Genomic DNA, 24,169 nt, shown 5'->3' with positions numbered 1-24,169 from the left:
CGGCTTAGCTCACTTCGGCGCCGCGATCCCGAAGCCGCGACCGTCCAGCGACCAGGCGCCAGCGCCGGCCATGGCATGCGCCAGGAAACCGCCGGCAATGGCGATGTCCTTCATCAGCATCTGTTGATGCAGGAAGGACAACATCGGATCGTCGCCTTGGTGGTAATGGCCGATGAAGCCGGCGGCGATGCAGAAAGCGGCAAGCAGCAACGCGACGATCGACGTCTGGAAGCCGATCAGGATCAGCGATCCGGCGGTCACTTCGAACAGGCCGGTGCCCCAGGCGGCCAATGTGGGCAAGGGCAGGCCGAGGCCGGCGAAATAGCTGCTCGTAGCGGCGATGTCGCTGAGTGCTTGAAGCCCCGACGGCACGAACAGGGCGGCGAGCAGCAGTCGCGCGATGAGAAGCAGTGCGTTGCGGGCCATGACCACCACCTTCCTTGTCGGCACGGTCCGGCAATGCCGGACCGGAGCATTAAGTCTAGTCCAGCAACGAAAAAGCGGCGCGGAAAATTCCGCGCCGCTCGACAGGGCTTGGGAGGAAGGGAACTGTTCGAGCTCAGGCGCGCTTGGCGTCGATCGAATAGGCGCCGGCGCCGGAGGAGGCGAGCAGGATGAAGCCGCCGGTGATGGCGAGGTTCTTGAGGAACTGGATCATCTGCATCTGGTCGGCCCAGCCGGTATGCGCGACCAGCCCGGTGGCGATCGTGAAGATGGCGAGCACCCAGGCGGCGATCCGGGTCTGGAATCCGACGAGGATGGCAAGGCCGCCAAGCAACTCGATCAGGCCGACGACAACGGCCGTCACGGTCGGGACCGGCAGGCCGAGGGCACCGAAATAGCCGGCGGTGCCGGAAATGGCGGTGAGCTTGCCGAAGCCGGAAAGCAGGAAGATGACGGCAAGCAGGATGCGGCCGAGCAGGATCGTGGTGGAGCTGTTGGATGCGGTGCCGTTGCCGGCGACGGAAGAGTTGATGGACATGGCGGTTCTCCGAACGGGGTTGAATGGCCCGTCAGATAAACGATGGAGACTGTTCACCAAAGCCGCCTATGCGGCAACACATTGTTCACAGGACGTGCATCCTATGATTCTGCGGCCGGCGTGAAATTCATGTCGCCGAAGTCGGTGACGGGAGCAAATTTTCCCACCGCAAAATACCGCATCGGTCTCGCCCGGAATGAGGAAGCCGCCCTCAGCCCGGATGCGTCATGTCCTCCGGCCGTACCAGCCGATCATAATCGGCTTCGCTGACCAGCCCGGTGGCCAAGGCTTCTTCGCGCAAGGTCGTGCCGTTCTTGTGCGCGGTCTTGGCTATCTTGGCGGCGTTGTCGTAGCCGATGGTGGGGGCGAGCGCCGTCACCAGCATCAGCGAGCGCTCCAGCGCGGCCTTGATGTTGTCCTCGCGCGCCTCGATGCCGACCACGCAATTGTCGGTGAAGGAGACGGACGCGTCGGCGAGCAGCTGCACCGACTGCAGGAAGTTGTAGGCCATCAGCGGGTTGTAGACATTGAGCTCGAAATGGCCCTGACTGCCGGCGAAGGCGAGTGCTGCGTTGTTGCCGAACACCTGCACGCAAACCTGCGTCAGCGCCTCGCACTGGGTCGGGTTGACCTTGCCCGGCATGATCGAGGAGCCCGGCTCGTTCTCCGGCAGCGACAGCTCGCCGAGGCCCGAGCGCGGGCCGGAACCGAGCAGGCGGATGTCGTTGGCGATCTTGAAAAGCGCCGCGGCCGCCGCGTTGATCGCGCCATGCGAGAACACCATGGAATCGTGTGCCGCCAATGCCTCGAACTTGTTCGGCGCGGTCACGAAGGCGATGCCGGTGATCGAAGCGATGCGATCCGCCACTTTTTCGGCGAAGCCGACCGGCGCGTTGAGGCCGGTGCCGACGGCGGTGCCGCCTTGCGCCAGTTCCTGCAGGCCGGGCAGCGTGAGCTCGATGCGCTTGATCGACGAGGCGACCTGCGCGGCATAGCCGGAAAATTCCTGGCCAAGGGTCAGCGGCGTGGCGTCCTGCGTGTGCGTGCGGCCGATCTTGATGATGTGGTTGAAGGCGCGCGCCTTGGCGTCGAGCGCCTTGTGCAGATGGTGCAGCGCCGGGATCAGATGGTGCACGACCCGCTCGGCGCAGGCGACATGCATGGCCGTCGGATAAGTGTCGTTGGACGACTGGCTCATGTTGACGTGGTCGTTGGGGTGCACCGGCTTCTTCGAGCCCATCACGCCGCCGAGCATCTCGATCGCCCGGTTGGAGATCACTTCGTTGGCGTTCATGTTGGACTGCGTGCCGGAGCCCGTCTGCCAGACAACCAGCGGGAAATGTGCGTCGAGCTTGCCGTCGATGACCTCCTGCGCCGCCTCGACGATCGCCTTGCCGACGGCGGGATCGAGCCGCTTCATCTCCATGTTGACCTCGGCCGCGGCGCGCTTGACGATGCCCAAGGCGCGGACGATCGAAGCCGGCTGCTTTTCCCAACCGATCTTGAAATTGCCCAGAGAACGCTGCGCCTGCGCGCCCCAATAGCGATCCGCCGCGACCTCGATGGGGCCGAACGTATCGGTTTCGGTTCTGGTCTTTTCAGCGCTCACGGCCACTCTCCGGTCTGTCGATTTGGGCAAGGGCGTATCGCGTTGCACAAACAGCATCAAGCGGAGATTGCGGGCGGGGAAGATGCGAATCGGTTGAAGCTGCGCCCTCCTCGTTCTCCCCTCGCGGGAGAAGGTGGATCGGCGCGCCGCGCCGAGACGGATGAGGGGTGTTCCAGCGGAGTGAGACGTTGGCTTTCCCTGGAGCACCCCTCTTATCCGGCCGAGGCCAGGCCGACGGGCGTGGGCAGGCGAAGGGCCAGTCGCCCCGCGACGAAATCCTTGACCTGGCGCACCGCCTGCTCGCGCGTGACGCTGCCCGGCTGCAGGCCGAGCCTGAGCCACAGCCCGTCAATCAGCGCCGTGACGCCAAGCACGATCTCGTCGGCCAGTTCGGGCGAAGTGAGGCCGCGCAGGCCGGACAGAAGGTTCGAGCGCATGCGCGCATGGATGACCTTCTGGATGCGCGCCAGCTTCTCGTCGCGCGGCACCTCGGCGCAGAGCGACAGCCACGCATGGCAGAGCGGCGGCAGGAACAGGTGCTCCTCGAAATTGCCCTCGATCACCGCGTCCAGCCGTTCCATCGGCGTCCGCGCCCGCTCAAGCCGGGCGACCACGGCGTGGCAGAGCACGGCGTTCGCCTCACGCATGGCGTGCTCGAACAGCTCCTGCTTGTTGCGGAAATAATGTAGCACGATGCCTTTCGAGGCGCCGGCCTGGGCCGCGACCTTTTCCAGCGTCGCGCCGGCGATGCCTTCGCGCTCCAGAACGGCGAACGCCGCCTGCCGCAACTCCTTGCGGCGTATGTCGCTGAGGCGCGTGAGTTTCAACGGACCGATCCATGCATGGCGAATCCATGTTGACATTTTTGTCCGCTCAGATCAACAATTGACCAATGGGACAATAAGTCGACCAAAAGGTCAATTTCGACAATGAGGAGAACCCGAATGTTGCGCATGCTTGCGAATGGCGTCTGTCTCGCGGCCCTGATGCTGGCTTCCCCGGCGGCCTGGGCCGCCGAGGCCGAGAGCTGCAAAGCGGTCCGCATGGCCGAGCCCGGCTGGAACGATCTTGCCTTCACCACGGGCGTGGCCAAGGTGCTGCTCCAGGCGCTCGGCTACGAGCCGCAAAGCGAGGTGCTCGGCATCAACGTCATCTACGAAGGCATGAAGAACAAAGACCTCGACCTGTTCCTCGGCTATTGGGATCCGGCGATGGTCAGTTATTACGAGCCCTACAAGAAGGACGGCTCGATCGAGAATGTGCGGGTCAATCTGGTCGGCGCCAAATACACTTTCGCCGTGCCGACCTATGTCTGGGACGCCGGCGTCAAGGACCTGTCCGACCTGCACAAATTCGCCGACAAGTTCGGCAAGAAGATGTACGGCATCGAGCCCGGCTCCAATCAGCTGATGATGGACGCCATTGCCGATCCCAAGTTCGGCCTCAACGGCTGGCAGGTGGTGGAGTCGAGCGAAGCCGGCATGCTCTCGGAGGTTGGCTACGAGATCAAGGAAAAGCAGTTCATCGTCTTCCAGGGTTGGGCGCCGCATCCGATGAACACGATGTACGACTTTAAGTACCTGACCGGCGGCGACAAGTTCTTCGGTCCGAACTTCGGCGCCGCCACCGTGACGACGCAGGTGCGCAAGGGTTTTCTGCAGGAATGCCCGAACGTCGCAAAGGTCCTGAAGAACCTCGCCTTCGACATCGACATGGAAAACGTCGGTATGGGCTACCTCATCAATGACGGCATGAAGCCGGAGGACGGGGCGCTGAAGTCGATCACCGCGCACAAGGATCGCCTCGATGCCTGGCTTGCCGGCGTCACCACCTTTGATGGCAAGCCCGGCCTTGCCGCGGTCAAGGAAAAGCTCGGGCTTTGAGATTGACAGCTTTTGAGCTGGCGGATCAGGAGGCCGAGCAGGACGCTTGGGCCGGCCGCAAGGAGATCCTCGATGTCGGCGGTCTCGACCTTGCCTATGTCGAGGTCGCCGGCACGGAGCCGCCGCTGCTCTTGGTGCATGGCTTCACCGACAGCAGCCGCAGTTTTTCGCTGCTGGCGCCGCATCTCTCCGGGCGCCGGCTGATCATGCCGGACTTGCGTGGCCATGGAGGTTCGCAGGCGGGCGAGGGCTGCGGCGTCGCCGATTTCGTCGACGACACCGCCGGCTTGATCCGGCGCCTGCGGCTGGACCGACCCGTCGTCGTAGGCCATTCGCTGGGTGGCATGGTGTCGATCGCGCTGGCCGCTCGGTATCCGGAGCTGATCCGCGGGCTGGTGATCATGGCCAGCGCGCTGAAGCCCGATTTCGGATCGGATCACCAGTTGATCGACGGCGTCGCGGCTTTGCGCGATCCGATCTCGCCGTCGGATCCGTTCTACGGCTGGTGGCATGCCTGCCAGCCGGGTGTGCCGCGGGCTTTTCTCGCCGGTCTGGCGAAGGACGCCTCGGCGATCCCGGCGGCGCACTGGCGCGCCATTCTCGAGGAAGTCCACCGCACCGATCTGACCGCCGCGGCGCGGGCCGTGCAGGTCCCGACGCTGATCATCGCCGGCGGGTGCGATCCGCTTTTCGGCGCTGCGCACCAGCAGTCGATGGCAGAGACGATCGCCGGATCGCGTACGGTGTGGGCGCAGGATTGCGGTCACAACCCGCATTGGGAAGACCCGGCCTTTGTCGCCGAGGCAATAACGGGCATGTTGCCGGCCGCGTGACTATCGCAATAGCGATCGGGCGGTAGGCGTCAGCCGCAACGTTTCGTCCGGCTTTGAGGAAAAGGCCTGCATGGTTTCGCGGATCGCCCGCCATGCCGGCGAAGCGGCGAGGGCGGCTTGATGGCCGGCATGGGCATCGACATCGTCGAAGCCGGTGACGATGATGAGGACATTTTCGCCGGCACGTACCGGCAACCGCGGAAACGTATTTTCAGAGTGCTCGCTGACGAAGGCGCCGAGCAGTCGGGCCCCGTTTGCCGCGAGCAGCGGGACCGCCTCCGCCTCGAAGCGCTGGGCGAAGCCGGCCTCGGCGCTTGGTCGCAAATGGTGAATCGAAATCTCAACAAAGTCGGGCAAGCGGCTCCGATCGTTCATAGTTCCGGCCTCGGCAGCTGTCGGCCGGAATAATCCCGACAGGTCGAATTCCGCACCCCGCCAGGCCGGCTTGAGCAACAGCACGTCGTCGGAATCGATCATCGTCGCATTGGCGGCATCCCGGTGCGTGGCCCAGACCGGTCCGCCGTAGAAGGCGCTCAGCGCGTCCTTTCTCGCCTCCATGTCCTCGAAGCCGCGCAGCCAGACGAACATGTCGGGGCGGTCGATATCCCGAAACTGGCCGATGACGGTCATGCCGGTCGCTTCCTGCGTTTCGACGAACTCGCGATCGAACAGCGCGATCAGTGTTTCGCGCCGCCCGGGCTTCAGCGTGTATTGCCGAAGCTCGACGATGGGTGAGGCAAGGCGGGAAGGTCGGTTCATGGCCAGAATCTCAAAACAGGGCGATCATCCTGTTTCATAAACAGACCGGTTGCCCGGTTTTGTCAATCTGCTATTTTCTTCCCCTTCTCCCCTTGCGGGAGAAGGTGGATCGGCGCGCAGCGCCGAGACGGATGAGGGGTGTTGGACGGAATGCCGTCATTGCCAAGCTGGAGCACCCCTCATCCGTCGCCTTCGGCGACACCTTCTCCCACAAGGGGAGAAGAAGGTGGAGGCGGCGATGCGTAAAAAACGCACCAACGACCCGGATGGCATGCGCCGCCGCGTGCTCGACGTGGCGGAAGGTTCCTTCCAGGCGCGCGGTTACCACGCCTCGAGCCTCGGCGACCTGATGGCGGCTGCCGGTGTCACCGGCGGCGCGCTGCACCACCATTTCCCGACCAAGAAGGCGCTGGCGCTCGCGGTGATCGAGGAACGGGTGGCGGCCGCGGTCCGGGAAACCTGGATCGGCCCGGTGCTGGCGGCGCCCTCGGCCCGCCAAGGCGTTCGGGCCGTGTTCGAGGCGGTGGCTGCGGAGCTTGAACAGCAAGGCTATGTGCGCGGCTGCCCGCTCAACAACCTCGCGCATGAATTGTCGCTGGCCGACGATGACTTCCGCTCGGCGCTCGCAAGAATCTTCGCCGGCTGGCGGCAGGCTATCGCAGATAAGATCCGGGCCGACCAGTTGGACGGGAGGGAGGGCGGCACCGATCCCGACCGCTTCGCCGCGCTCGCAGTGGCTGCTTATTCCGGCGCCATGTCTATGGCCAAGACTTCGCAGGATGCTGGGGTATTGCGGGAGTGCTTGAGGGGGTTGGAAGAGCTATCTTCGGGTGGACCGGCAGCAAGGCGGCGCCGCAGGGTGTTGCTGCGATAAGCATTCAGAAAGTTTGCTGTCCCGCCGACCTGTCCAACTGACCAGGTTCACTCCTTCAGCGGCTTGATCGTCTCGAACCCCACTTCGCTCTGCGCGCTGGTCCCCTCGTCGTATCGCCGTGCCAGCACCGCCTGCAGGTCGGGAGAATAGAGCGCCGTGAAGGTATCGATCACGTTGCCCGTATCGCCGGTGATCGTTTCGCCGACCACGAGCACATTGTATTTGCAGTCGCCGAGCTTGTAGCTGTCCTTGCCCTTGACGGTCAAAGCCAGCGTCTCGGTGCCCTTCGGCGCCTTTTTCGAAGATAGCCGCACGAATTCGGTCTTGCTCTTGGCGCCCGCCTTCAGCGGGAACAGCTTCTTCAAGTCGCCAAGCGGGATCATCGACAGCCGCCCGGTCTCGCTGTCGCGAAACACCTCGATCAGCCCGGCATAGAGATACTGCGTCTGCGGCGAGTCCGACTCGTACTTGTTGGCGACCGCGACCATGCCGCCAGGCGCCGGCTGGAATTCGCTGCTTATGCCGGCCTTTTCCAGCACGAAGCCGGCTTTGGCGGATTTGGCGTCCACGCAGTCCGCGGCCTGGGCGGCGCCGGCGAGCATGGCGAGTGCCATGCCGGTTGCCAGGGTTTTCATGCCTTCCTCCCTGGATGCATGTTCCGAAGCAATGACAGAGCCCCGCCGCGCTGTCGACCCATGAGCTATTCATGCCTTGGGAATGAAAACTCTCCAGGGCGCCGACCGGGCATTGAACTGGACGAGGCGGTTCGAGGATGCTTAATCGGATGACGATGAATCGCTCTTCGCCCGCAACCGTTTCGCGCCGCACCTTCATCGCTCGGATGGGAGGCCTCGCTGCCGCCTGCGGCCTGCCTGGCGGTGCTTTCGGCCAGACCGGAAAGCGCATCCAGCCGATTGACGCCACCTTCCTCTTCATCGCCGATATCCATGCCTGCCGCATGGCGAGCGGGCTCAGCCCCAACTGCCTGCAGGAAGGCAAGACCGACGCGGCGCTTCTGCGCAATGTGGCGGCGCTCAACGCGATTGCGGACAAGCGGTGGCCGGCCGAGATCGACGGTCTTGCCACCGGCCTGCATTCGGCTGGCACCCGCATCGGCACGCCGCTCGGACTCGTCACTGGCGGCGACATCACCGACGATGGCGGCGGCCAGGTCACCGAACCAAGCGAAGGGACACAGCTTCTGCAGTTCTCCCAGCGTTATCAGGAAGGCGTCGGGCCGGACCGCGTCCACATCCCGGTCTATGTCGGGCTCGGCAATCACGATCTCGACCAGAACGGCTCGCCGCCGCATGTCGACTGGTATCGCCGCGAATTGCGCGACTATGTCGAGGTCAACCATCGCCCCGGCGTGTTCTTCAAGCCGCCGGTGCCGGCGACCGAATATGACGTCGATACCGATTGCTATTCCTGGGATTGGGGCGGGCTGCATCTTATCCAGACGCATCGCTTCGCCGGCGACACCGGCCATGGCGCGCCGAGCAGCCTGCCCTGGTTGAAGCAGGACCTCGCCACCTATGCCGGCGACGGTCGTCCGGTCGTCCTGTTCCAGCACTATGGCTGGGACACTTTCTCGACCGAGCGCTGGGACCCGGTGAAACGCACCTATGATGAGGATGGCGCCGGCCGCCCGCACTGGTGGGCCGAGGCCGACCGCCATGCGCTGCTGGCAGCGATCGAGGGCTACAATGTCATCGCCGTCTTCCACGGCCACCAGCACGAAGTGCCGATGATCTACCAGCGCGACGGGCTCGATATCGTCAAGCCGAAGGCGGCCTACATGGGCGGCTTCGCGCTGGCGCGGGTGACTGCCGACAACATGGATGTGGTGCTGGGCGAAGCGGCCGGCGACCATGGCGACATCGTCTTCACCAACGCCTTCGCCAAGCAATTCCAGACATGAAAAGGCCGCCTCGCGGCGGCGTCGATCATCAAGGCAACGGCGTGAGGGTCAGAACGCCTTCTTGACCTTGTCCTTCACGTCGCCATAGGCCTTCTGCACCTTGCCGGCGATCTTGTCGGCAACGCCTTCGACCTCTGTCCGCCGGTTGCCGGTGGCCTTGCCGGCCGCCTGCTTGACCGAACCCTTCATTTGCTTGGCAAGACCGGCAACCTGATCCCTGTTCACCATGCACGCGTCTCCTGGGTCTGTATGGAAGCTGGATACGGGAGCCGCATCCGGCAGCCAAACGGACGGAGAGACTTTTGGTTCCGCGCAAACCGGCGACGCGACAAGGACTTTCGGCTCGAAGGTGAAGCGGCTAGGTTGGCCAGCAACCGCGCATGGGGGAGTCCGTCTTGGCAGAATTCACGCTCTACATCGGCAACAAGTGCTTTTCCTCCTGGTCGTTGCGGCCCTGGGTGGCGATGCGCCACCTGGAAATCCCCTTCGAGGAAGGCTTCGTTCGCCTGCGCACGCCTGAGACCGCCGCCGATCTCGCCAAGGTGTCGCCGACCGGCTTGGTGCCGGTGTTGAACCATAATGGTAGGATCGTCTGGGAAACCTTGGCGATCCTTGAATATCTGGCTGACCTCTATCCGGAAAAGAAGCTGTGGCCGGACGACCTCGGCGCCCGCGCGCTGGCGCGCTCGGTGGCGACCGAGATGCATTCCGGCTTCCGCGAAGTGCGCTATGGCTGGCCGATGAACCTGCGCCGGCCGAAATCCCACAAGCCGCTCGACGCCGAGGGCGAGGCGCAGCGGGCTCGGATCGAAGCGATCTGGCGTCAGTGCCGCGAGCAATATGGTGAAGGCGGCCCGTTCCTGTTCGGTCATTTCACCGCGGCCGATGCCATGTATGCGCCTGTGGTCACGCGCTTCGACACCTATGGCGGCGAGCTGGCGCCCGTCACGCGCGCCTATGTCGACGCGGTGTTGGCGATGAACGCGATGCAGCAGTGGTATGCGGAAGCCGCCAAGGAGCCCTGGCCGGAACCTGGGCCGGACGAATAAGCCATCGAAATAGCGCGACGGCGCCGTGGATATCCGCCCTAAGGGAGGAACTGATGGCTAGCAGTGAAGCACCGCGTGAAGCCAGGGCGTTAAAGATCTTCCATTGCCCGGCTGATCCCACCCCGGCCCGATTTCGCCTTCACCATGACCGAGGAGGAAAGGGCGCTGATGGGCCGGCATGCCGACTATCTGCGCGAGAAGCTTCGCGAAGGCATCATGATCATGGCAGGCCCAGTCGCCGATCCTGCCGGTCCCTGGGGGTTGTTGATCCTGCGTGCCGGCAGCGAAGCCGAGGCGAGGGTCGTGACCGATGGCGATCCCGTGTCGAGCTGGGGCCGCGGCTTCCGCTATGAGGTGCTGCCGATGATCAGCGTGATCATGTAAGAAAAACGCCTCTCGCGCTTTTTATGGCGCGGGAGGCGTCTTTTGCCGTCAACCTTTCTCGATTGCTCATGAATTGCTGACGACAGGGATAAACCGGCAGCCGGCGAAAGGGTTCCTTGCAAGATGAAAAAAATCCGACGTCAATTATGTTGGTAGGATCGGCAGTTCGATGAATTGCCGTATTGCTTTGTGCTCGATCATGGCTGAAGACCGGCGCAAGCAGGGAGAATGCCGATGGCCACCAAACGTGTGCCTCCAATCCAGATAGCCAGCAATGCCACCATCGCCGATCTTGTCGATGGCTTGGACAAGCCAGTCGAATATGTCAGGCGCGTGCTTGAAAGGCTTGAGCGATGCAAGCGCGCCTTTGGCAATGCGCAGGTGCGGATCGCCGTGCTCAGTCGCGCCGAATGTCCGAACTATCTGATCGAATATGTCCGCGAGGATCCCAAGACGCTTCAGCGGACCACCCGTCAGGACGCGGCCTATAGCGGCAGCACACATCGTGAGCTTGGAACGCATCACATAGAGGCGGCCGGGATGTGGTCGCCGGAAGAAATGAACATCACGGCGGTCTCGGCGCTGATCGGCCGCTTGCGTAACCCGAAAGCGCCATCATCGCGCTTTTCCAACGAGGACTGATACATGGCCATAAAATTCGCCCCCAAGGACCAGCCCGCAGGGTCGCCCGCTGCCGCGAAACCGCCCAAGCCTCCGCAGAAGGCGCCTGCCGAGGTTGCGACCGATCTGTTCAAGACGCCGGCCGAGGCACCGGCGCGCAAGACCAGGAAGAAGTAGCAGCCTTGCCGCAAGACCTCGGTCGCACCGCCTCCGGCCGCGCGCTGCTGGACCTGGCCGCTCAAGATGTCGACTCGGTTGCCGTCTTCGATTGCCAGAGCTGCGGCGCTTGTTGTGCTTATGCGGCGGATTGGCCGCGCTTTTCGACCGAGGACGACGACGAGCTCGAGCGTATCCCTGAAGCGCTGGTCTCCGCCGACCTGTCCGGCATTCGCTTCGAAAACGGCCGCTGCGCCGCGCTTCGCGGCGAAGTCGGCAAAGCGACTGCTTGCGGCATCTACGACGCACGCCCACATGTCTGCCGCGCCTGCATGCCGGGCGACCCCGAGTGCCTGACGGCAAGGGCAGCGCACGGGCTGGACCTGCCAATCTCCCCCCTTGTGGGGGTTGAGGAGTGGTCCGCGTAGCGGACGCGAAGCCAATTGCTTGGCTTTGCGAACGACGAAAGCCCGGCAGGGCAGAGGGGGGCGCTGTCCCGCCGACGTCTCAGCCGAATTTCTCTCGCACTCAGGACTAGCTTTCGATTTGAACACCTGAGAGGTTGGCGTTCCTTCGCGCCCCCCTCTGGCCTGCCGGCCATCTCCCCCACAAGGGGAGAGATCACGCACTCCCCGCTTGCCGCCGCCCCGGTACCTTCCCGCCGGGCAGGGCTGCGGAGGAAATCCACGAGCATCGAATTCCTGTTGACGTCGCTGATCATCGTCGCTTCGCCCGGCACCGGCGTCCTCTACACGCTGAACGCCTGCCTCTCGCGAGGCGCGCGCCTCGATTGTCGCCGCTTTCGCCTGCACGCTGGGCATCATCCCGCATATGGCGGCCGCCGTCACCGGCCTCGCCGCCGTGCTGCACACCAGCGCCGTCGCCTTCGAGACGCTGAAATATCTGGGCGTCGCCTATCTGCTCTACATGGCCTGGAACACGTTGAAGGAAAAAGGCGGCCTCAGCATCGTCGAGGACGCAGCGCCGCGCTCGAACGCCAGGACGATCACCTTCGTGAAGCTCAACCGGGTGGTCTCCTAAGCAGCTTACCCGGAATCCAAATCCTGGCGGGGGGTTCCGGGCTGGGCCTGAGCGCGGCTTCCGCGTCAGGCCCTATCCTTTCGCATAGCCCCTATCCCTTTACATAACCCATCGCCTCGACGATCCGCCCATCGGCGACGCGCATCAGGTTGACGCCGCGCAGCGACCTGCCGTCGGCCATCCAGAAGCGCCAGCGGATCGTGGCGCGGTCGCCGGCCACATATGTTTCTTCGATGTCGAAGCGCGTGCCGGGTCCGGTGGCGATCGCCGACCACAATTCAACGCAGGCCGCTTTGCCGTTGCGGCGGGCGCCGTCCGGCGCCGGCGTGGTGTTCTCGATGACGCAGTCCCGCGCCACCAGGTCGTCCAGTGCCGACGGATCGTGATGCTGGAACACGTCGTTGTAGCGCCGCATGATTTCCGCCGTTTCGGCGGAGCGCTCGGCCATGGCGATGTCGATGATCAATTCCTGGGTCATAGGATTTTCTCCCGCCATTTCATTAAGTTGCGAGGCTCGCTTTGAGCGTGATGGTGGCGACGCCGGCGAGCGCCCGCGAGACGAGGCAGGCCGCCTTGGCTTTTTGCGCCAGCCGTTCGAAGTCCTCGGCCGAGATGCCGGCGACGCGGGCCTCGGTTTCGAGCTCGATGCGGGTGATCGTCGGTCCCGTCGTGGTCGCGCCGAGATGCACTTTCGCGGTCGTGTAGATGTTGTCAGGCGTATGGCCTTCGCCGCCGAGAATGGCGGTGAGCGCCATCGAGAAGCAGCCGGCATGCGCGGCCGCGATCAGCTCTTCCGGATTGGTGCCCGGACCATTCTCGAAACGGGACGGGAAGGAATAGGCGCCTTCGAACACGCCGCTGCCAAGCCGCAGCCGGCCGGATCCTCGCTTGAGCGTGCCGTGCCATTCGGCCGAGGCTTCACGAACTGTCATGGCTGATCTCCTCTCTGTTTTGCGGGAAGGCGTGGCGGTTACGCACCGTCGATGACGACCTTGCCGAAGACGTCGCCCTGCTGGAAATGACGGTAGGCCTCGCGCGCCTCGGTGAACGGGAAGACCTTGTCGATGACCGGCTTCAGCCGGTGCGTGGCGACGGCGGCAAGCATTGCTTCCAGCCCGTTGCGGCTGCCGACGAAGAGGCGGCCGATGGTGACGAGGCTGCGCTGGTAGACGGCACCCGGGATTTCGACCGATTTGCCCTCCTGGTCCTGTACGGTGAGCAGCACGATGCGCCCGTAAAGCGCGCTGGCGATCAGCGATTGCTGAAAGGTCGCCGGTCCGCCGGTCTCGACGACCAGGTCGATGCCGCCGGTCGCCTCGCGCAGCTTCACGCCCCATTCCGGCGTTTCGGCTGCCGCGAAGACCAGATCTGCGCCGACCGTGCGCAGCCTGTCGGCCTTCTCGGCGCGCGAGGTGACGGCGGCGACGCGACAACCCATGAGCTTGGCGAACTGCAGCGCAAACAGCGCGACACCGCCTGAGCCGATGACGAGAACCCATTGTCCCGGCTTTGGAATTTCGGCGCCCGTCAGTGCGCTCCAGGCGGTCAGCCCGGCGCAGGTGAAGGTCGCCGCCTCTCGCCAGGAGAGATGGTCGGGCAACCGCACGGCCCATTGCTCGTCGAGCAGCGCATATTCGCAAAGCATGCCGTCCAGCGTGCAGCCGAGTTGGTCGACGATGCCCGGATGCATGCGGCCGTCGATCCAGCGCGCGAAATAGCTGCCGGTCACACGGTCGCCGACGGCAAAGCGCGTTACGGCATCGCCAACCGCCACCACCTCACCGGCGCCGTCGCTCAGCGGCACGACGCCGTCGCGTGGCGTCAGCGGATAGCTGCCGTTGAGGATCATCGTGTCGCGCCGGTTCAGCGACGTGGCGTGCACCCGCATAACGATCTGACGCGGACCTGGCCGCGGCACCGCCTCCTCGCGCAGCACCAGTTTGTCGGTGCCGCCTCGCTCCTCGAGCCGATAGGTTCGCATTGTTGCCTCCGAAATATGTAGACCGATTTACATATTATGTAGACCGATTGTCATATTGGGGGCAAGCCCTATAATGCGCGTTCCTGACAGAGGTTGACATTCGAGAGGTCGACGTGGCGACGGACACACGCACCCGCATGATCGAGGCGACGGCGCGGCTCATCCGGCAGCGTGGCTATCACGGCACGTCGCTGAACGACATCTTGAGCGCCAGCGCAGCACCCCGTGGCTCGCTCTATTTCCATTTCCCGGGGGGCAAGGACCAGCTGGTCGTCGAGGTGACGCGCGCCAGCGTCGCCGACGTGACGGAGCGGCTGGGCGCGGCGCTTTTGGAGGAAAGCGATCCCGCCGTTGCCGTGCACCACATCTACCAGTCGGTGGCCCGCATGCTGGAGGACAACGAATTCTCGCTCGGCTGTCCGGTTGCGCCGGTCGTGCTCGACGCACCGAATGATGTTCCGGACTTGGTTGAAATCTGCCGCTCGGCCTTTGAGCAGTGGGTCGGCCTGCTGCGCCAGGCATTCGTCAGGGCAGGGGTGCCGGAGCGGCGCGCGCAGGCGCTGGCGCTGCTGGTCGAATCCTCGCTGGAAGGCCTCATGGTGATCGCCCGCGCTACCCGCGACCGCGCGCCGCTGCAGGCGGTGGCCGACGAGGTCGCGGCGCTGGTCGAGCAGGCGGTGCTTGCTGGCAAAGTGGCGCAGCAGGCGGAGAGCGTCGCCTGAGGACTCGGATCTCCAGACGCAAACAAAAAGGGCGCCTCTCGGCGCCCTTTCCGTATCAGCTTGGTAGCTTGGATTAGAAATCCATGCCGCCCATGCCGCCCATGCCGCCGCCGCCCATGCCGCCAGGCATGCCGCCGCCAGCCGACTCCTTCTTCGGAGCTTCGGCGATCATGGCTTCGGTGGTGACCAGCAGGCCGGCGACCGAGGCCGCGTCCTGGAGAGCCGTGCGCACGACCTTGACCGGGTCGACGATGCCCATGGCGATCATGTCGCCATACTCGCCGGTCTGGGCGTTGAAGCCGAAGGTCGCGCCCTTGTTCTCGAGGATCTTGCCGGCAACGATCGAGGCTTCCGCACCGGCGTTCGCCGCGATCTGGCGGGCCGGGGACTGCAGCGCACGACGCACGATGTTGATGCCGGCAGCCTGGTCGGAGTTGGCGCCGGTGGCCTTGACGTTGGCCGAAGCGCGCAGCAGGGCAACGCCACCGCCGGCGACTATGCCTTCTTCCACGGCCGCGCGGGTCGCGTTCAGGGCGTCGTCAACGCGGTCCTTCTTTTCCTTGACTTCCACTTCGGTCGCACCGCCGACGCGGATCACGGCAACGCCGCCGGCGAGCTTCGCCAGACGTTCCTGCAGCTTCTCCTTGTCGTAGTCCGAGGTGGTCTCCTCGATCTGCTGCTTGATCTGGGCGACGCGGCCCTGGATCTCGGCCTTCTTGCCGGCGCCGTCGACGATGGTGGTGTTCTCCTTGGAGATCGACACCTTCTTGGCGCGGCCGAGCATGTTGAGGCCGACGTTCTCGAGCTTGATGCCGAGGTCTTCCGAGATGACCTGGCCACCGGTGAGGATGGCGATGTCTTCCAGCATGGCCTTGCGGCGGTCACCGAAGCCCGGAGCCTTGACGGCGGCGATCTTCAGGCCACCGCGCAGCTTGTTGACGACCAGCGTGGCCAGAGCCTCGCCTTCGACGTCTTCCGAGATGATGAGGAGCGGCTTCGAGGTCTGAACGACGGCTTCCAGGACCGGCAGCATGGCCTGCAGGTTGGAGAGCTTCTTCTCGTGCAGCAGGATGTAGGCGTCTTCCAGATCGGCGACCATCTTGTCGGCGTTGGTGACGAAGTAGGGCGAGAGATAGCCGCGATCGAACTGCATGCCTTCGACGACTTCCAGCTCGGTCTCGGCGGTCTTGGCTTCCTCGACGGTGATGACGCCCTCGTTGCCGACCTTCTGCATCGCTTCCGCGATCATCTTGCCGACCGACTCGTCGCCATTGGCCGAGATCGTGCCGACCTGGGCGACTTCCTCGGAGGTCTTGATCTTCTTGGCGGCCTTGCCGAGAGCGACGACGACTTCGGCGACGGCAAGATCGATGCCGCGCTTGAGGTCCATCGGGTTCATGCCGGCGGCAACGGCCTTGTTGCCTTCCTGCACGATCGCCTGGGCGAGAACGGTCGCGGTGGTCGTGCCGTCGCCGGCGATGTCGTTGGTCTTCGAAGCGACTTCGCGGACCATCTGCGCGCCCATGTTCTCGAACTTGTCCTCAAGCTCGATTTCCTTGGCGACGGTGACGCCGTCCTTGGTGATGCGCGGGGCGCCGAACGACTTGTCGATGACGACGTTGCGGCCCTTGGGGCCGAGCGTGACCTTCACCGCGTCGGCGAGGATGTTGACGCCGCGCAGCATGCGCTCACGAGCATCGCGGGAGAATTTTACGTCTTTTGCAGCCATTGTTTAGCTCCTGACAGGGGCTCGGGAAGAGCCCGAAAATTCAGTTGATGGAGAGGCCGATGATCAGCCGATGATGCCCATGATGTCGGATTCCTTCATGATCAGAAGGTCTTCGCCATTGAGCTTGACTTCAGTGCCCGACCACTTGCCGAACAGGATGCGGTCGCCGGCCTTGACGTCCAGCGGCACGAGCTTGCCGTTTTCGTCGCGAGCGCCGGAGCCGACGGCGATGATCTCGCCTTCCTGCGGCTTCTCCTTCGCCGTATCCGGGATGATGATCCCGCCGGCGGTCTTGGATTCGGATTCAACCCGGCGAACGACCACGCGGTCATGAAGCGGGCGGAACTTGGACTTTGCCATGTTTTCTTCCTCGAATGAGAACGGTGAGAACTGTTCCTCCATCCGGCGAGGCCGCCGGACATCGGTTAGCACTCACTAAAGGCGAGTGCTAACGTGGCGCTGAGATAGGCTGGCGCCTTGCCGGAGTCAAGGCGCGCGCAAGAGGCAAGCGGCGCGAAATTTTTCTCGCGTGGAACGCCAGCCCGAAAAAGCGACGGGTGTCGCGAGGCGCCGGCGAGCAATCTCATCCGTTAGTCCCGGCGCTTCGGCGACCGCAGCGCCAGCAACGGGCAGCGTTCGGCGAGCCCGTATGTGCCGGTCGAGGCAATGCCGACATCGCTGAAATACGCCTCGGCCTCTTGGACAAGAGCCGCCACCGGCGCGAAACTGTAGACGGCCGGCGAGTTCCGGTAGACGTCGATGGTTCCGATGACGGGCAGTTCCCAGCCGGTTCGAGCCGACAGCTCCTCACGGTCGGGAAACATCCTGTCGAATTGTTCGAGGATCCTCCTCACCGGCATGATGTAGTCGGGCGCGGTGCCGGTCGCGGTCATGGCCACGCGCCATTTGAGCTCGTGGAAGGTCGCGACGCCGCCGCTCAGCGCCAGGGCGCGGACATCCTTCGGCTCGTCCGGGGTTTCGGGGCAAGCATAAAGCCTGATGCCGGCGCGCCCGTCGTCTTTCAGCGCACGCGCGATCGACGCAAACAGTGCACGCCTGAACTCGGCGGCGCCGATGACCGAGAGACATCCATCGCCGATCAGCGCATCGACGCTTGCGCCGGGAAATGGCAGGTCGAACCAATCGCCTTGCACCGCCTTGCGCGTATCGGTATCGCCTGGCCAAATGCCGGCGATCATGTCGGCGGACTCGTCGACCGCCGTCATCCTGGCGCCAAGCCCGGCGAGCTCGGGCGTCACGCCGAACATCACGACATGCGACCGGGCGAGCTCGAGCTCACGGTCGTAGGTTTCGACCACCTCCGCCGGCGGCCGCAGAGGTGAGCCGAGCAGCTGCCAATGTTGACGAATTGCATTCCAATGCTCCGTCATGCAAATCCCACCCCGGCAACGCGTTGTATTCGACCGAATAATCGACGACGCTTGATAAGCCAAGGGGGCGGGCATGGCGCGCATCGCGGTGATCACGCATGAGTTTGACGGGTTTGAACGACGTCGCGGGCCGTTGTTGCGCCGCGACAGCCCGTACATGCTCTTCGATCTGCTGGAGGAGTTGAAGCGCCGGGGGCATTCCGTGCGCGTTCTTACGGGCACTTCGGCCAAGCCGGAGGCGGATATCGCGGTACTGCATGTCGACGCGACTGTTACGCCACCTGAATATGTCGAATACGCGCGCACCTTTCCCTTCTGCCTCAACATCGCCGCCGCCGACATCTCGAAGCGACGCGTCAGCGGCGCGGTGATCGATAGGGACCACGGCTGGCGAGGCCCTGTCATCGTCAAGAGCAGCCTCAACAATCTGGGTACGCGAGAACAGACGCTCAACCGGAGATCGCGGCGCGCCGGCAGGCCGGAGCCATTTCCCGATGCCAAGCTGCTTGATCGCTACAGCATCCACAGCTCGCTTGCGGATGTTCCGCCGGCGGTGTTCGATCGCAAGGACCTCGTGGTGGAAAAGTTCGTTCCCGAGCTCGAGCCGGACGGCTTCGGCGCCCGCTTCTGGCTGTTCTGCGGAGAACGCGAGCGTTGTACCCGGCATGTCTCGCCGCAAAACCTGGTCAAAGGCGAAGATACGATCCGACGAGAGCCGGTTCCGGTTCCCGACGAGCTTCGTGCGCTGCGGCGCGAGCTCGGCTTCGACTACGGCAAATTCGATTTCGTCATGCATGAAGGCAAGGCCTTTCTGCTTGACGCCAACAAGACGCCCGGCCGCGTCCGCAACCTGTCCGCCTTCCTCGCCGCCGGCAATGCCAATCTTGCCGACGGGTTCGAGGGGCTGATCCGCCAACACGCCTAAAGCATGTCTCCCGAAAGTGGGCCCGGTTTCGGGACAAAGACATGCTTAAAATCAAAAACTTAAAGCAGGTCGCGTGAATTCTTCTTCACGCGACCTGCTTTAGGCGGCAGGCGCCCTACAAAAACAACCGCAACTGCGTGTGGATGATCGACCGATAATCGTCGATCGTGCGCCGGCCTTCTTCCTCGTCCTGCGTCAGCGCCAGCCGCACGACGCCGCCTGCAAGCTGGAAGATCAGGAACACGACGCGTCCGAAAGCCTCGCGCTGCTCGGACTTCAGCATCGGCGCGACATGGTCGCAGAACATTTTCGCCTGATGCCGCGTCTCGGCGATGTCGAGATGCTGCAACGCCTTGTCGGCCTGGATGGCGTTCTGCAGGTCCTGGATCGCCGGGTCCGCCGCGACGCGGGAATAGTAATCGTCGAGCAGGCGGTCAGCCGCCGCGGTCACGTCCTCCAGCCGGCCTATCTCGGCGATGATCGCGCCGAATCTGGCACGGCTTTCCTCGGAAAACCGCTCGTAGAGCATCGCCAGGATCGCTGATTTGCTCGGGAAGTAGTGATAGACGGTGGCGATCGGCCCGCCGGCAAGCGCGCCGACCTCCTTCATCGTCACCGCGTCGATGCCCTTTTCGCCGATCAACCGCATGGTGGTGGCGAGGATCGCGTCTATGCGCTCGCGGCTGCGCTCCTGCTTCGGCCTGCGCCGCGGTTCCGTCGCCGTTCGCCTGATCTGCGTCATGCGCCAAATCTCTCACGAGAGTGCGAATTCGTGGTTGACAAGAAACATGATCAAGTATCAGTTTCGCTAAATGCTGACAACGTGTCAGTTTTTCGATCGAGCTGCAAGGGAGGGCACCTCGTGACTGCATCGCAAGCCGCGCAAGCGGAAAGTGGCGATTGGCTTGTCGGCAATCCGACCGGCCTGCAACTGGCCTCGGCGCTGTGGATCGGCTCGGTCGGCCTTCTCATCCTGGGCTTGCAGCCCGTATTGCTTGGCGCGCTCTACACGGAAGGCCATGTCACCGGCGACGAGCTGGCGCTGGTCGCCACCGCTGAGATGATCGCCATCGCCATCGGCTCGGCGATCGTGGCCATGCTGCTTCCCGCGAGGAACATGCGCTGGAAGAGCGCGGTATTGCTCGTCCTGCTCGCGCTCGCCAATTTCTGGACCGCTTATGCCGGCACGCCCAATGCACTGATCGGCGCGCGCACGCTGGCCGGCCTCGCGGAGGGCGGGCTTGTCGCCGTCGCGACCGAGCTGATCGCCCGCTCGCGCCGGGCCGAACGCATCGGCGGCTATTTCGTCACGCTGCAGACCTTGGCGCAATGCGCGCTGGCGCTGATCCTCGCGATCTATGCCGTGCCTGCCGCGGGTTCAGCCGGCGGCTTCATCGTGCTCGCCATCGTCTGCCTGCTGTCGCTGGTCGTGGCCTGGGCCGTGCCGGACGATTATGCCGACCTGCCAAAGGAAGAACAGTTCGCCAATGTGGCGACGGTGCCGGCGATCACCGCGCTTTTGTCGATCCTCTGCTATTTTATGTTCTTCGGTGCCGTCTGGGCTTTTCTTGAGCCCATCGGCGCGCAGTTCGGCATCGACGGCCGCACCGTCGGCCTGATGGTTTCGGCGAGCCTTGCCGCGCAGGTGATCGGCGCGATGACCGCGACAATCTTCGAGGCGCGCATCGACTATCGCTTTGCCATCACAATCATCGGCATCATCGCGGCGATCTGCTCGGTGCTGCTTGCGTCCGGTCCGGGTCTTTCGGTGTTCTGGGCGGTGGCACTGGTGATGGGCTTCATCCTGCTCTTCATCGTTCCCTACCAGATCCGCCTGGCGATCACCGCCGACGAAACGCGCACTGCCGTGCTTCTGGTGCCGGCTGCCCAGCTTTTCGGTCTTGCGCTCGGGCCGGTCGCCGCCTCGCTGCTGATCGATGGCGCGAACTTCCGGCCGGTGCCCGAATTCGCCGCCGCCACCGCTTTGGCCAGCGTACTTCTGCTCGGCGTCTTCGTGCTGGTCGCGCGGCGGCGCGGCCGGGCCTGAGCGGGAGGATCGAGATGGCAAACGCCTGGAGCAACTGGTCGGGCTTCGTCACGGCTTCCCCGAAATTGATCGCGATGCCGGCCGACGCCGGCGAACTGGCCGAACTGGTGCGCTCGGCGCCCGGTCCTTTGCGCATCGCCGGCGCGGGCCATTCCTTCACGCCGCTGGTGCAGTCCGAAGGCGCCATCGTCTCGCTGGAGAAGATCGAAGGGCTGGTCTCGCATGACGCGGCCGCCAACCGGGCGCGGGTGAGGGCGGGAACCAGGCTCGGCGCTCTGATGCACATCCTGCAGGACATCGGCCAGGGCTTGCCCAACATGGGTGACATCGACAAGCAGGCGATCGGCGGCGCGCTCGGCACGGCAACGCATGGTTCGGGTCCGACGCTCGGCGCCTATCACACGCAGCTCGAGACGGTGCAACTGGTGGACGGGCAAGGCAAGCTGCGCGAATACAGCCGGGCGAATGATCAGGATATGATCCACGCCACGGGTGTCGCCCTGGGCAGCTTCGGCGTGCTCACCGAAGTGACGATGAACAACATTGCGAGCTATCGGCTGCGCCGTCGCAAATGGGTGCTGCCGGTCGGCGACATGCTGCGCGATTTCGAGACGATGATGGCCGCGCACCGGTCGGCCGAGTTCTACTACATTCCCTTCGCCGACCATGCGCAGTTCATCGCCAGCGATCTCAGCGACGCGCCGACGACGCCGCGTCCCACCGATGACGACGAGGAAGGGCTGGCGACGCTGCGCAAGCTGCGCACTGCCTTGCGCTGGCTGCCGTCGTTGCGTCGCGCGCTGATCAGGGGCGCGGTGAAGAAAGCGCCCTCCGAGGATTATGTTCAGGACTGGCTCAACGTCTACGCCAGCGACCGTCGCACCAAATTCAACGAGATGGAGTACCACCTGCCTTACGAGGAAGGTCCCAAAGCGTTGGCCGAGATCATCGCGCTGACGGAGAAGCACTTCCCGGAAGTCTATTTCCCGATGGAGGTGCGTTCGGTGGCGCCCGACGAATTCTGGCTTTCGCCTTTCTACAAGAGGCTGACCTGCTCGATCGCCATCCATCACGATGCGGCGAACGATCCGCTGCCCTTCATGCGCGCCGCCGAGCCGATCTTCCGCAAGTATGGCGGCAGGCCGCATTGGGGGAAAATGCACAGCCTGAAGGCGGCGGATTTCAAGAAGCTCTATCCGCGCTGGGATGACGCGATGGCGGTGCGGCGCGACATCGATCCGCAAAACCGTTTCGTCTCGCCCTACATGGCCGGCCTGTTCGGCATCCAATCATGAGCGCCTATTTGGCTGCTCTGTCCGACGCATTGAGGGCCGCCGAGATTTTCCGGCCCTGCCTGGTGCTCGACCGCGACCGGCTGGACGGCAACATCGCCCTGGCGAAGGAGAGGCTGGCGCCGGGGCTTGGCGTGCGGCTGGTCGATAAGTCGCTGCCCTGCGTGCCGCTGCTTTCGCACATCGCCAGGGCGCTTGGCACCAACCGCTTCATGACCTTCCACCCGCCGGTGTCACAGGCCGTGCTCGACGCTTTTCCCGAGGGCGACCTGCTCTACGGCAAGCCGATGCCGGTCGGCGCCGCCAAGGCTGCGCTGACCAAGGGCGACGCCGGCTGGTGGTCGCGCGTCTGCTGGCTGATCGACACGCCGGAGCGGCTGGCCGAATATGGCGCCTTGGCCGCCGCGCTCGACACCGAATTGCGCTTCGCCTTCGAGGTCGATGTCGGCCTGCATCGCGGCGGCTTCGCCAATCCCGCCGAGATCAAGGCGCTGACGATACCGGAGCGCCTGCGCTGCGAAGGCATCATGGCCTATGAGGCGCATGCGCCGGAGATCCCCGGTTTGTTCGGCGGCGCGGCCAAGGCCCTGAAACAGGCCTCGGCCAAGGCTGCCGGCTTTATCGATGTGCTGGAGCCGCAGGCGCGCCGCATCCTCAACATCGGCGGCTCGAAGACGGCGCTGCTGCATGACGCGGGCATGGCGAACGAAGTGTCGATGGGCTCCGCCTTCGTGTTGCCCAGCGATTTCGACACGCCCGGCCTAGACCGTTTCCAACCGGCGGCCTTCATCGCCACCCCGATCCTCAAGGCGGTCGATGCGATGCTGCCTGGCCCGGCGGCGGTTTCCAAGGCGTTGCAGTCGCTCGGCCTCTTCCCGCGCAAGGGCTGCTATCTCTATGGCGGCAAGTGGATGGCCGAGCCGGTGTTTCCCGATGGCATGAAGCCGAACAGCTTGATCGGCCTGTCCTCCAACCAGCAGTTCATGGGGCTGCCCGCGGGAGCGAACGTGAAGCCTGGCGACTATGCCTTCCTGCGGCCGACGCAGAGCGAGGCTGTGCTGCAGCAGTTCGGTGCGATTGCGGTGTTCTCAGGGGGCCGGATCGTGGAGTTCTGGCCTGCGCTGCCGATGGGGTGACCGCGTTATCTGGCGGCAGTCTCTTTTTCATCCTTAGCTAGATGGTACGGGTGAATGAGGACTTCCGCAGGGATATGCCACTCGCGGTTGATCTTGAATGCCATGTCCATCGTGAGTGCGCGTTTGCGTGTCAGGATCTCGGAGGCGCGCGACGCTGAGCCTAAGAGTCGCACGAGCGCTGCCCGATTGAGATTGGCCATTTCCATGTGGGCCACGATCGCGTCCACGGGGTCGGTTTCTTCGATGGGATAGTGTTTGGCTTCGTAGGCCTCGATCAGGGCAGCCAGCACATCGAAACGGTCGGCCTCCGGGCTGCCTACAGCGGGCTCACGGTCAAAATAGCGGGTGATCTCGGCAATGGCCCAATCGTAATCAGCCTCCGTCTTAATGGGTCGAATGTTTTCCATCACACCTTCTCCACGTCTATCTTGTCATATTCGGCATGGGTGCCGACGAATTTGATCAGCAACCGCTTGAATGTGTAGCTCACATGCACGACCAGCCGGTACTTGTTGCCGGCTATGTCAAACACGACGCGATTGTCGGTGACAAAATCCACGGTCGTGCCGAACTGGGCCTTGATGTCCGCCGAGGTCTTCCATTCGACCTTGCTCGACGCGTTGAACCAAGCGGTAAGCGGTGCTCTAGCCTGTGGATGCTTGGTCCAAAACGTTACAAGCGTTTTCTTGCTGACGATTTGCATGACCACATATAGCTTATTCCCATCTTGGGAACAAGCGGGATTTCCCGATTTGGGAATACCGTTACCCGGGCGCACTCGCTGTAACGGCTCGACGTATCGCGATGTCATCAACGGGTATATTTATTGACTCA

General features: G+C 63.9%; 30 protein-coding genes and 1 pseudogene. 15 read left to right on the top strand and 16 right to left on the bottom strand.

Annotation, left to right across the window (positions count from 1 at the left end; translation table 11 throughout):
- Positions 1–9: 9 nt before the first annotated feature.
- From AC0YKC_RS06235 to betI, 4 genes are all read right to left on the bottom strand, one after another.
- Positions 10–426, bottom strand: coding sequence for a DoxX family protein (locus AC0YKC_RS06235; RefSeq protein ID WP_488510509.1), 417 nt, complete (start codon positions 424–426; stop codon positions 10–12).
- A gap of 133 nt (positions 427–559) precedes the next feature.
- Positions 560–982 carry a DoxX family protein gene (locus tag AC0YKC_RS06230; RefSeq protein ID WP_320298316.1) on the bottom strand — a complete coding sequence of 141 codons (423 nt, stop codon included), beginning with the start codon at positions 980–982 and terminating at the stop codon, positions 560–562.
- Positions 983–1,193: 211 nt separating this feature from the next.
- Positions 1,194–2,591 carry a class II fumarate hydratase gene (gene fumC, locus AC0YKC_RS06225; RefSeq protein WP_320298315.1) on the bottom strand — a complete coding sequence of 466 codons (1,398 nt, stop codon included), beginning with the start codon at positions 2,589–2,591 and terminating at the stop codon, positions 1,194–1,196.
- A 212-nt stretch (positions 2,592–2,803) separates the two neighbouring features.
- Positions 2,804–3,454, bottom strand: a complete 651-nt coding sequence (betI, locus tag AC0YKC_RS06220) for a choline-binding transcriptional repressor BetI (protein WP_488510508.1) — start codon at positions 3,452–3,454, stop codon at positions 2,804–2,806.
- Between the two features lie 81 nt (positions 3,455–3,535).
- On the opposite strand from betI, the gene choX reads away from it, so the two are divergent.
- Together choX and AC0YKC_RS06210 are read left to right on the top strand one after the other, a co-directional pair.
- The gene (gene choX, locus AC0YKC_RS06215; protein ID WP_488510507.1) at positions 3,536–4,474 is read left to right on the top strand and encodes a choline ABC transporter substrate-binding protein; all 939 of its coding nucleotides are present in this window, start codon (positions 3,536–3,538) and stop codon (positions 4,472–4,474) included.
- A 2-nt stretch (positions 4,475–4,476) separates the two neighbouring features.
- A complete protein-coding gene (locus AC0YKC_RS06210; protein ID WP_488510506.1) occupies positions 4,477–5,307 on the top strand; it encodes an alpha/beta fold hydrolase in 831 nt (276 codons plus the stop codon).
- Here the strand turns inward: AC0YKC_RS06210 and AC0YKC_RS06205 are convergent, their stop codons facing one another.
- Positions 5,308–6,066, bottom strand: coding sequence for an NIPSNAP family protein (locus AC0YKC_RS06205; protein ID WP_488510505.1), 759 nt, complete (start codon positions 6,064–6,066; stop codon positions 5,308–5,310).
- A 238-nt stretch (positions 6,067–6,304) separates the two neighbouring features.
- Here AC0YKC_RS06205 and AC0YKC_RS06200 point away from each other — a divergent pair, with 238 nt between their 5' ends.
- A complete protein-coding gene (locus tag AC0YKC_RS06200; protein WP_488510504.1) occupies positions 6,305–6,940 on the top strand; it encodes a TetR/AcrR family transcriptional regulator in 636 nt (211 codons plus the stop codon).
- A gap of 47 nt (positions 6,941–6,987) precedes the next feature.
- On the opposite strand, the gene AC0YKC_RS06195 is transcribed toward AC0YKC_RS06200, so the two are convergent.
- A complete protein-coding gene (locus AC0YKC_RS06195) occupies positions 6,988–7,575 on the bottom strand; it encodes a hypothetical protein (RefSeq protein ID WP_488510503.1) in 588 nt (195 codons plus the stop codon).
- Between the two features lie 155 nt (positions 7,576–7,730).
- Here AC0YKC_RS06195 and AC0YKC_RS06190 point away from each other — a divergent pair, with 155 nt between their 5' ends.
- Positions 7,731–8,861 carry a metallophosphoesterase gene (locus AC0YKC_RS06190; RefSeq protein WP_488510567.1) on the top strand — a complete coding sequence of 377 codons (1,131 nt, stop codon included), beginning with the start codon at positions 7,731–7,733 and terminating at the stop codon, positions 8,859–8,861.
- Positions 8,862–8,909: 48 nt separating this feature from the next.
- Here the strand turns inward: AC0YKC_RS06190 and AC0YKC_RS06185 are convergent, their stop codons facing one another.
- Positions 8,910–9,089: a CsbD family protein gene (locus tag AC0YKC_RS06185; protein ID WP_488510502.1), complete on the bottom strand. Its 180-nt coding sequence runs from the start codon at positions 9,087–9,089 to the stop codon at positions 8,910–8,912.
- A 167-nt stretch (positions 9,090–9,256) separates the two neighbouring features.
- Here AC0YKC_RS06185 and AC0YKC_RS06180 point away from each other — a divergent pair, with 167 nt between their 5' ends.
- From AC0YKC_RS06180 to AC0YKC_RS06155, 6 genes and pseudogenes are all read left to right on the top strand, one after another.
- On the top strand, positions 9,257–9,910 hold the full coding sequence (locus tag AC0YKC_RS06180; protein ID WP_320298306.1) for a glutathione S-transferase family protein: 654 nt from the start codon (positions 9,257–9,259) through the stop codon (positions 9,908–9,910).
- Positions 9,911–10,054: 144 nt separating this feature from the next.
- Positions 10,055–10,294: a YciI family protein gene (locus tag AC0YKC_RS06175; RefSeq protein WP_488510501.1), complete on the top strand. Its 240-nt coding sequence runs from the start codon at positions 10,055–10,057 to the stop codon at positions 10,292–10,294.
- 228 nt (positions 10,295–10,522) lie between these two features.
- Positions 10,523–10,936: a hypothetical protein gene (locus AC0YKC_RS06170; protein WP_488510500.1), complete on the top strand. Its 414-nt coding sequence runs from the start codon at positions 10,523–10,525 to the stop codon at positions 10,934–10,936.
- A gap of 3 nt (positions 10,937–10,939) precedes the next feature.
- The gene (locus tag AC0YKC_RS06165) at positions 10,940–11,092 is read left to right on the top strand and encodes a hypothetical protein (RefSeq protein ID WP_320298303.1); all 153 of its coding nucleotides are present in this window, start codon (positions 10,940–10,942) and stop codon (positions 11,090–11,092) included.
- A 5-nt stretch (positions 11,093–11,097) separates the two neighbouring features.
- Positions 11,098–11,499 carry a YkgJ family cysteine cluster protein gene (locus tag AC0YKC_RS06160; protein WP_488510499.1) on the top strand — a complete coding sequence of 134 codons (402 nt, stop codon included), beginning with the start codon at positions 11,098–11,100 and terminating at the stop codon, positions 11,497–11,499.
- A gap of 243 nt (positions 11,500–11,742) precedes the next feature.
- Positions 11,743–12,079, top strand: a pseudogene (locus AC0YKC_RS06155) (LysE family translocator); the annotation flags it as partial.
- A 124-nt stretch (positions 12,080–12,203) separates the two neighbouring features.
- Here AC0YKC_RS06155 and AC0YKC_RS06150 read toward each other — a convergent pair.
- Genes AC0YKC_RS06150 through AC0YKC_RS06140 form a run of 3 tightly spaced genes read right to left on the bottom strand, consistent with a single transcriptional unit; the run spans position 12,204 to position 14,093 of the window.
- Positions 12,204–12,590 (bottom strand): nuclear transport factor 2 family protein, encoded by a 387-nt coding sequence (locus tag AC0YKC_RS06150; RefSeq protein ID WP_434722286.1) that lies wholly within the window; start codon positions 12,588–12,590, stop codon positions 12,204–12,206.
- 22 nt (positions 12,591–12,612) lie between these two features.
- Complete coding sequence (locus tag AC0YKC_RS06145; RefSeq protein ID WP_488510498.1) at positions 12,613–13,044, bottom strand: OsmC family protein; 432 nt, start codon at positions 13,042–13,044, stop codon at positions 12,613–12,615.
- Positions 13,045–13,082: 38 nt separating this feature from the next.
- A complete protein-coding gene (locus AC0YKC_RS06140; RefSeq protein ID WP_434722288.1) occupies positions 13,083–14,093 on the bottom strand; it encodes a zinc-dependent alcohol dehydrogenase family protein in 1,011 nt (336 codons plus the stop codon).
- A gap of 113 nt (positions 14,094–14,206) precedes the next feature.
- Between AC0YKC_RS06140 and AC0YKC_RS06135 the strand changes: the two genes are divergently transcribed.
- The gene (locus tag AC0YKC_RS06135) at positions 14,207–14,815 is read left to right on the top strand and encodes a TetR/AcrR family transcriptional regulator (protein WP_434722289.1); all 609 of its coding nucleotides are present in this window, start codon (positions 14,207–14,209) and stop codon (positions 14,813–14,815) included.
- A 73-nt stretch (positions 14,816–14,888) separates the two neighbouring features.
- Here AC0YKC_RS06135 and groL read toward each other — a convergent pair whose 3' ends face one another.
- From groL to AC0YKC_RS06120, 3 genes are all read right to left on the bottom strand, one after another.
- Positions 14,889–16,544 (bottom strand): chaperonin GroEL, encoded by a 1,656-nt coding sequence (gene groL, locus AC0YKC_RS06130; RefSeq protein WP_320298298.1) that lies wholly within the window; start codon positions 16,542–16,544, stop codon positions 14,889–14,891.
- A gap of 63 nt (positions 16,545–16,607) precedes the next feature.
- On the bottom strand, positions 16,608–16,904 hold the full coding sequence (groES, locus tag AC0YKC_RS06125; protein ID WP_073987612.1) for a co-chaperone GroES: 297 nt from the start codon (positions 16,902–16,904) through the stop codon (positions 16,608–16,610).
- Between the two features lie 230 nt (positions 16,905–17,134).
- Positions 17,135–18,031 carry a class I SAM-dependent methyltransferase gene (locus AC0YKC_RS06120; protein ID WP_488510497.1) on the bottom strand — a complete coding sequence of 299 codons (897 nt, stop codon included), beginning with the start codon at positions 18,029–18,031 and terminating at the stop codon, positions 17,135–17,137.
- Between AC0YKC_RS06120 and AC0YKC_RS06115 the strand changes: the two genes are divergently transcribed.
- Positions 18,009–18,860, top strand: a complete 852-nt coding sequence (locus AC0YKC_RS06115; protein WP_320298296.1) for a hypothetical protein — start codon at positions 18,009–18,011, stop codon at positions 18,858–18,860. The genes AC0YKC_RS06120 and AC0YKC_RS06115 overlap by 23 nt on opposite strands.
- 115 nt (positions 18,861–18,975) lie before the next feature.
- Here AC0YKC_RS06115 and AC0YKC_RS06110 read toward each other — a convergent pair whose 3' ends face one another.
- On the bottom strand, positions 18,976–19,602 hold the full coding sequence (locus AC0YKC_RS06110) for a TetR/AcrR family transcriptional regulator (RefSeq protein ID WP_320298295.1): 627 nt from the start codon (positions 19,600–19,602) through the stop codon (positions 18,976–18,978).
- Between the two features lie 120 nt (positions 19,603–19,722).
- On the opposite strand from AC0YKC_RS06110, the gene AC0YKC_RS06105 reads away from it, so the two are divergent.
- The 3 genes from AC0YKC_RS06105 to AC0YKC_RS06095 are packed head-to-tail and all read left to right on the top strand — an operon-like array spanning position 19,723 to position 23,335.
- The gene (locus AC0YKC_RS06105) at positions 19,723–20,907 is read left to right on the top strand and encodes an MFS transporter (protein ID WP_488510496.1); all 1,185 of its coding nucleotides are present in this window, start codon (positions 19,723–19,725) and stop codon (positions 20,905–20,907) included.
- Positions 20,908–20,921: 14 nt separating this feature from the next.
- Positions 20,922–22,202 carry a D-arabinono-1,4-lactone oxidase gene (locus tag AC0YKC_RS06100; protein WP_488510495.1) on the top strand — a complete coding sequence of 427 codons (1,281 nt, stop codon included), beginning with the start codon at positions 20,922–20,924 and terminating at the stop codon, positions 22,200–22,202.
- A complete protein-coding gene (locus AC0YKC_RS06095) occupies positions 22,199–23,335 on the top strand; it encodes an alanine racemase (RefSeq protein WP_488510494.1) in 1,137 nt (378 codons plus the stop codon). Before AC0YKC_RS06100 ends, AC0YKC_RS06095 begins: the two co-directional genes overlap by 4 nt.
- A gap of 5 nt (positions 23,336–23,340) precedes the next feature.
- Here the strand turns inward: AC0YKC_RS06095 and AC0YKC_RS06090 are convergent, their stop codons facing one another.
- Both AC0YKC_RS06090 and AC0YKC_RS06085 read right to left on the bottom strand, forming a co-directional pair.
- Positions 23,341–23,742, bottom strand: a complete 402-nt coding sequence (locus tag AC0YKC_RS06090) for a helix-turn-helix domain-containing protein (RefSeq protein ID WP_434722297.1) — start codon at positions 23,740–23,742, stop codon at positions 23,341–23,343.
- Positions 23,742–24,038, bottom strand: a complete 297-nt coding sequence (locus tag AC0YKC_RS06085) for a type II toxin-antitoxin system HigB family toxin (protein ID WP_488510566.1) — start codon at positions 24,036–24,038, stop codon at positions 23,742–23,744. The genes AC0YKC_RS06090 and AC0YKC_RS06085 overlap by 1 nt, the downstream gene beginning before the upstream one ends.
- Positions 24,039–24,169: the final 131 nt, after the last annotated feature.

The sequence above is a fragment of the Mesorhizobium sp. CNPSo 4661 genome, from assembly GCF_057784215.1.
The sequence above is the reverse complement of the archived record's forward strand: the minus strand, read 5'-3'. Positions and strand labels throughout refer to the sequence as shown.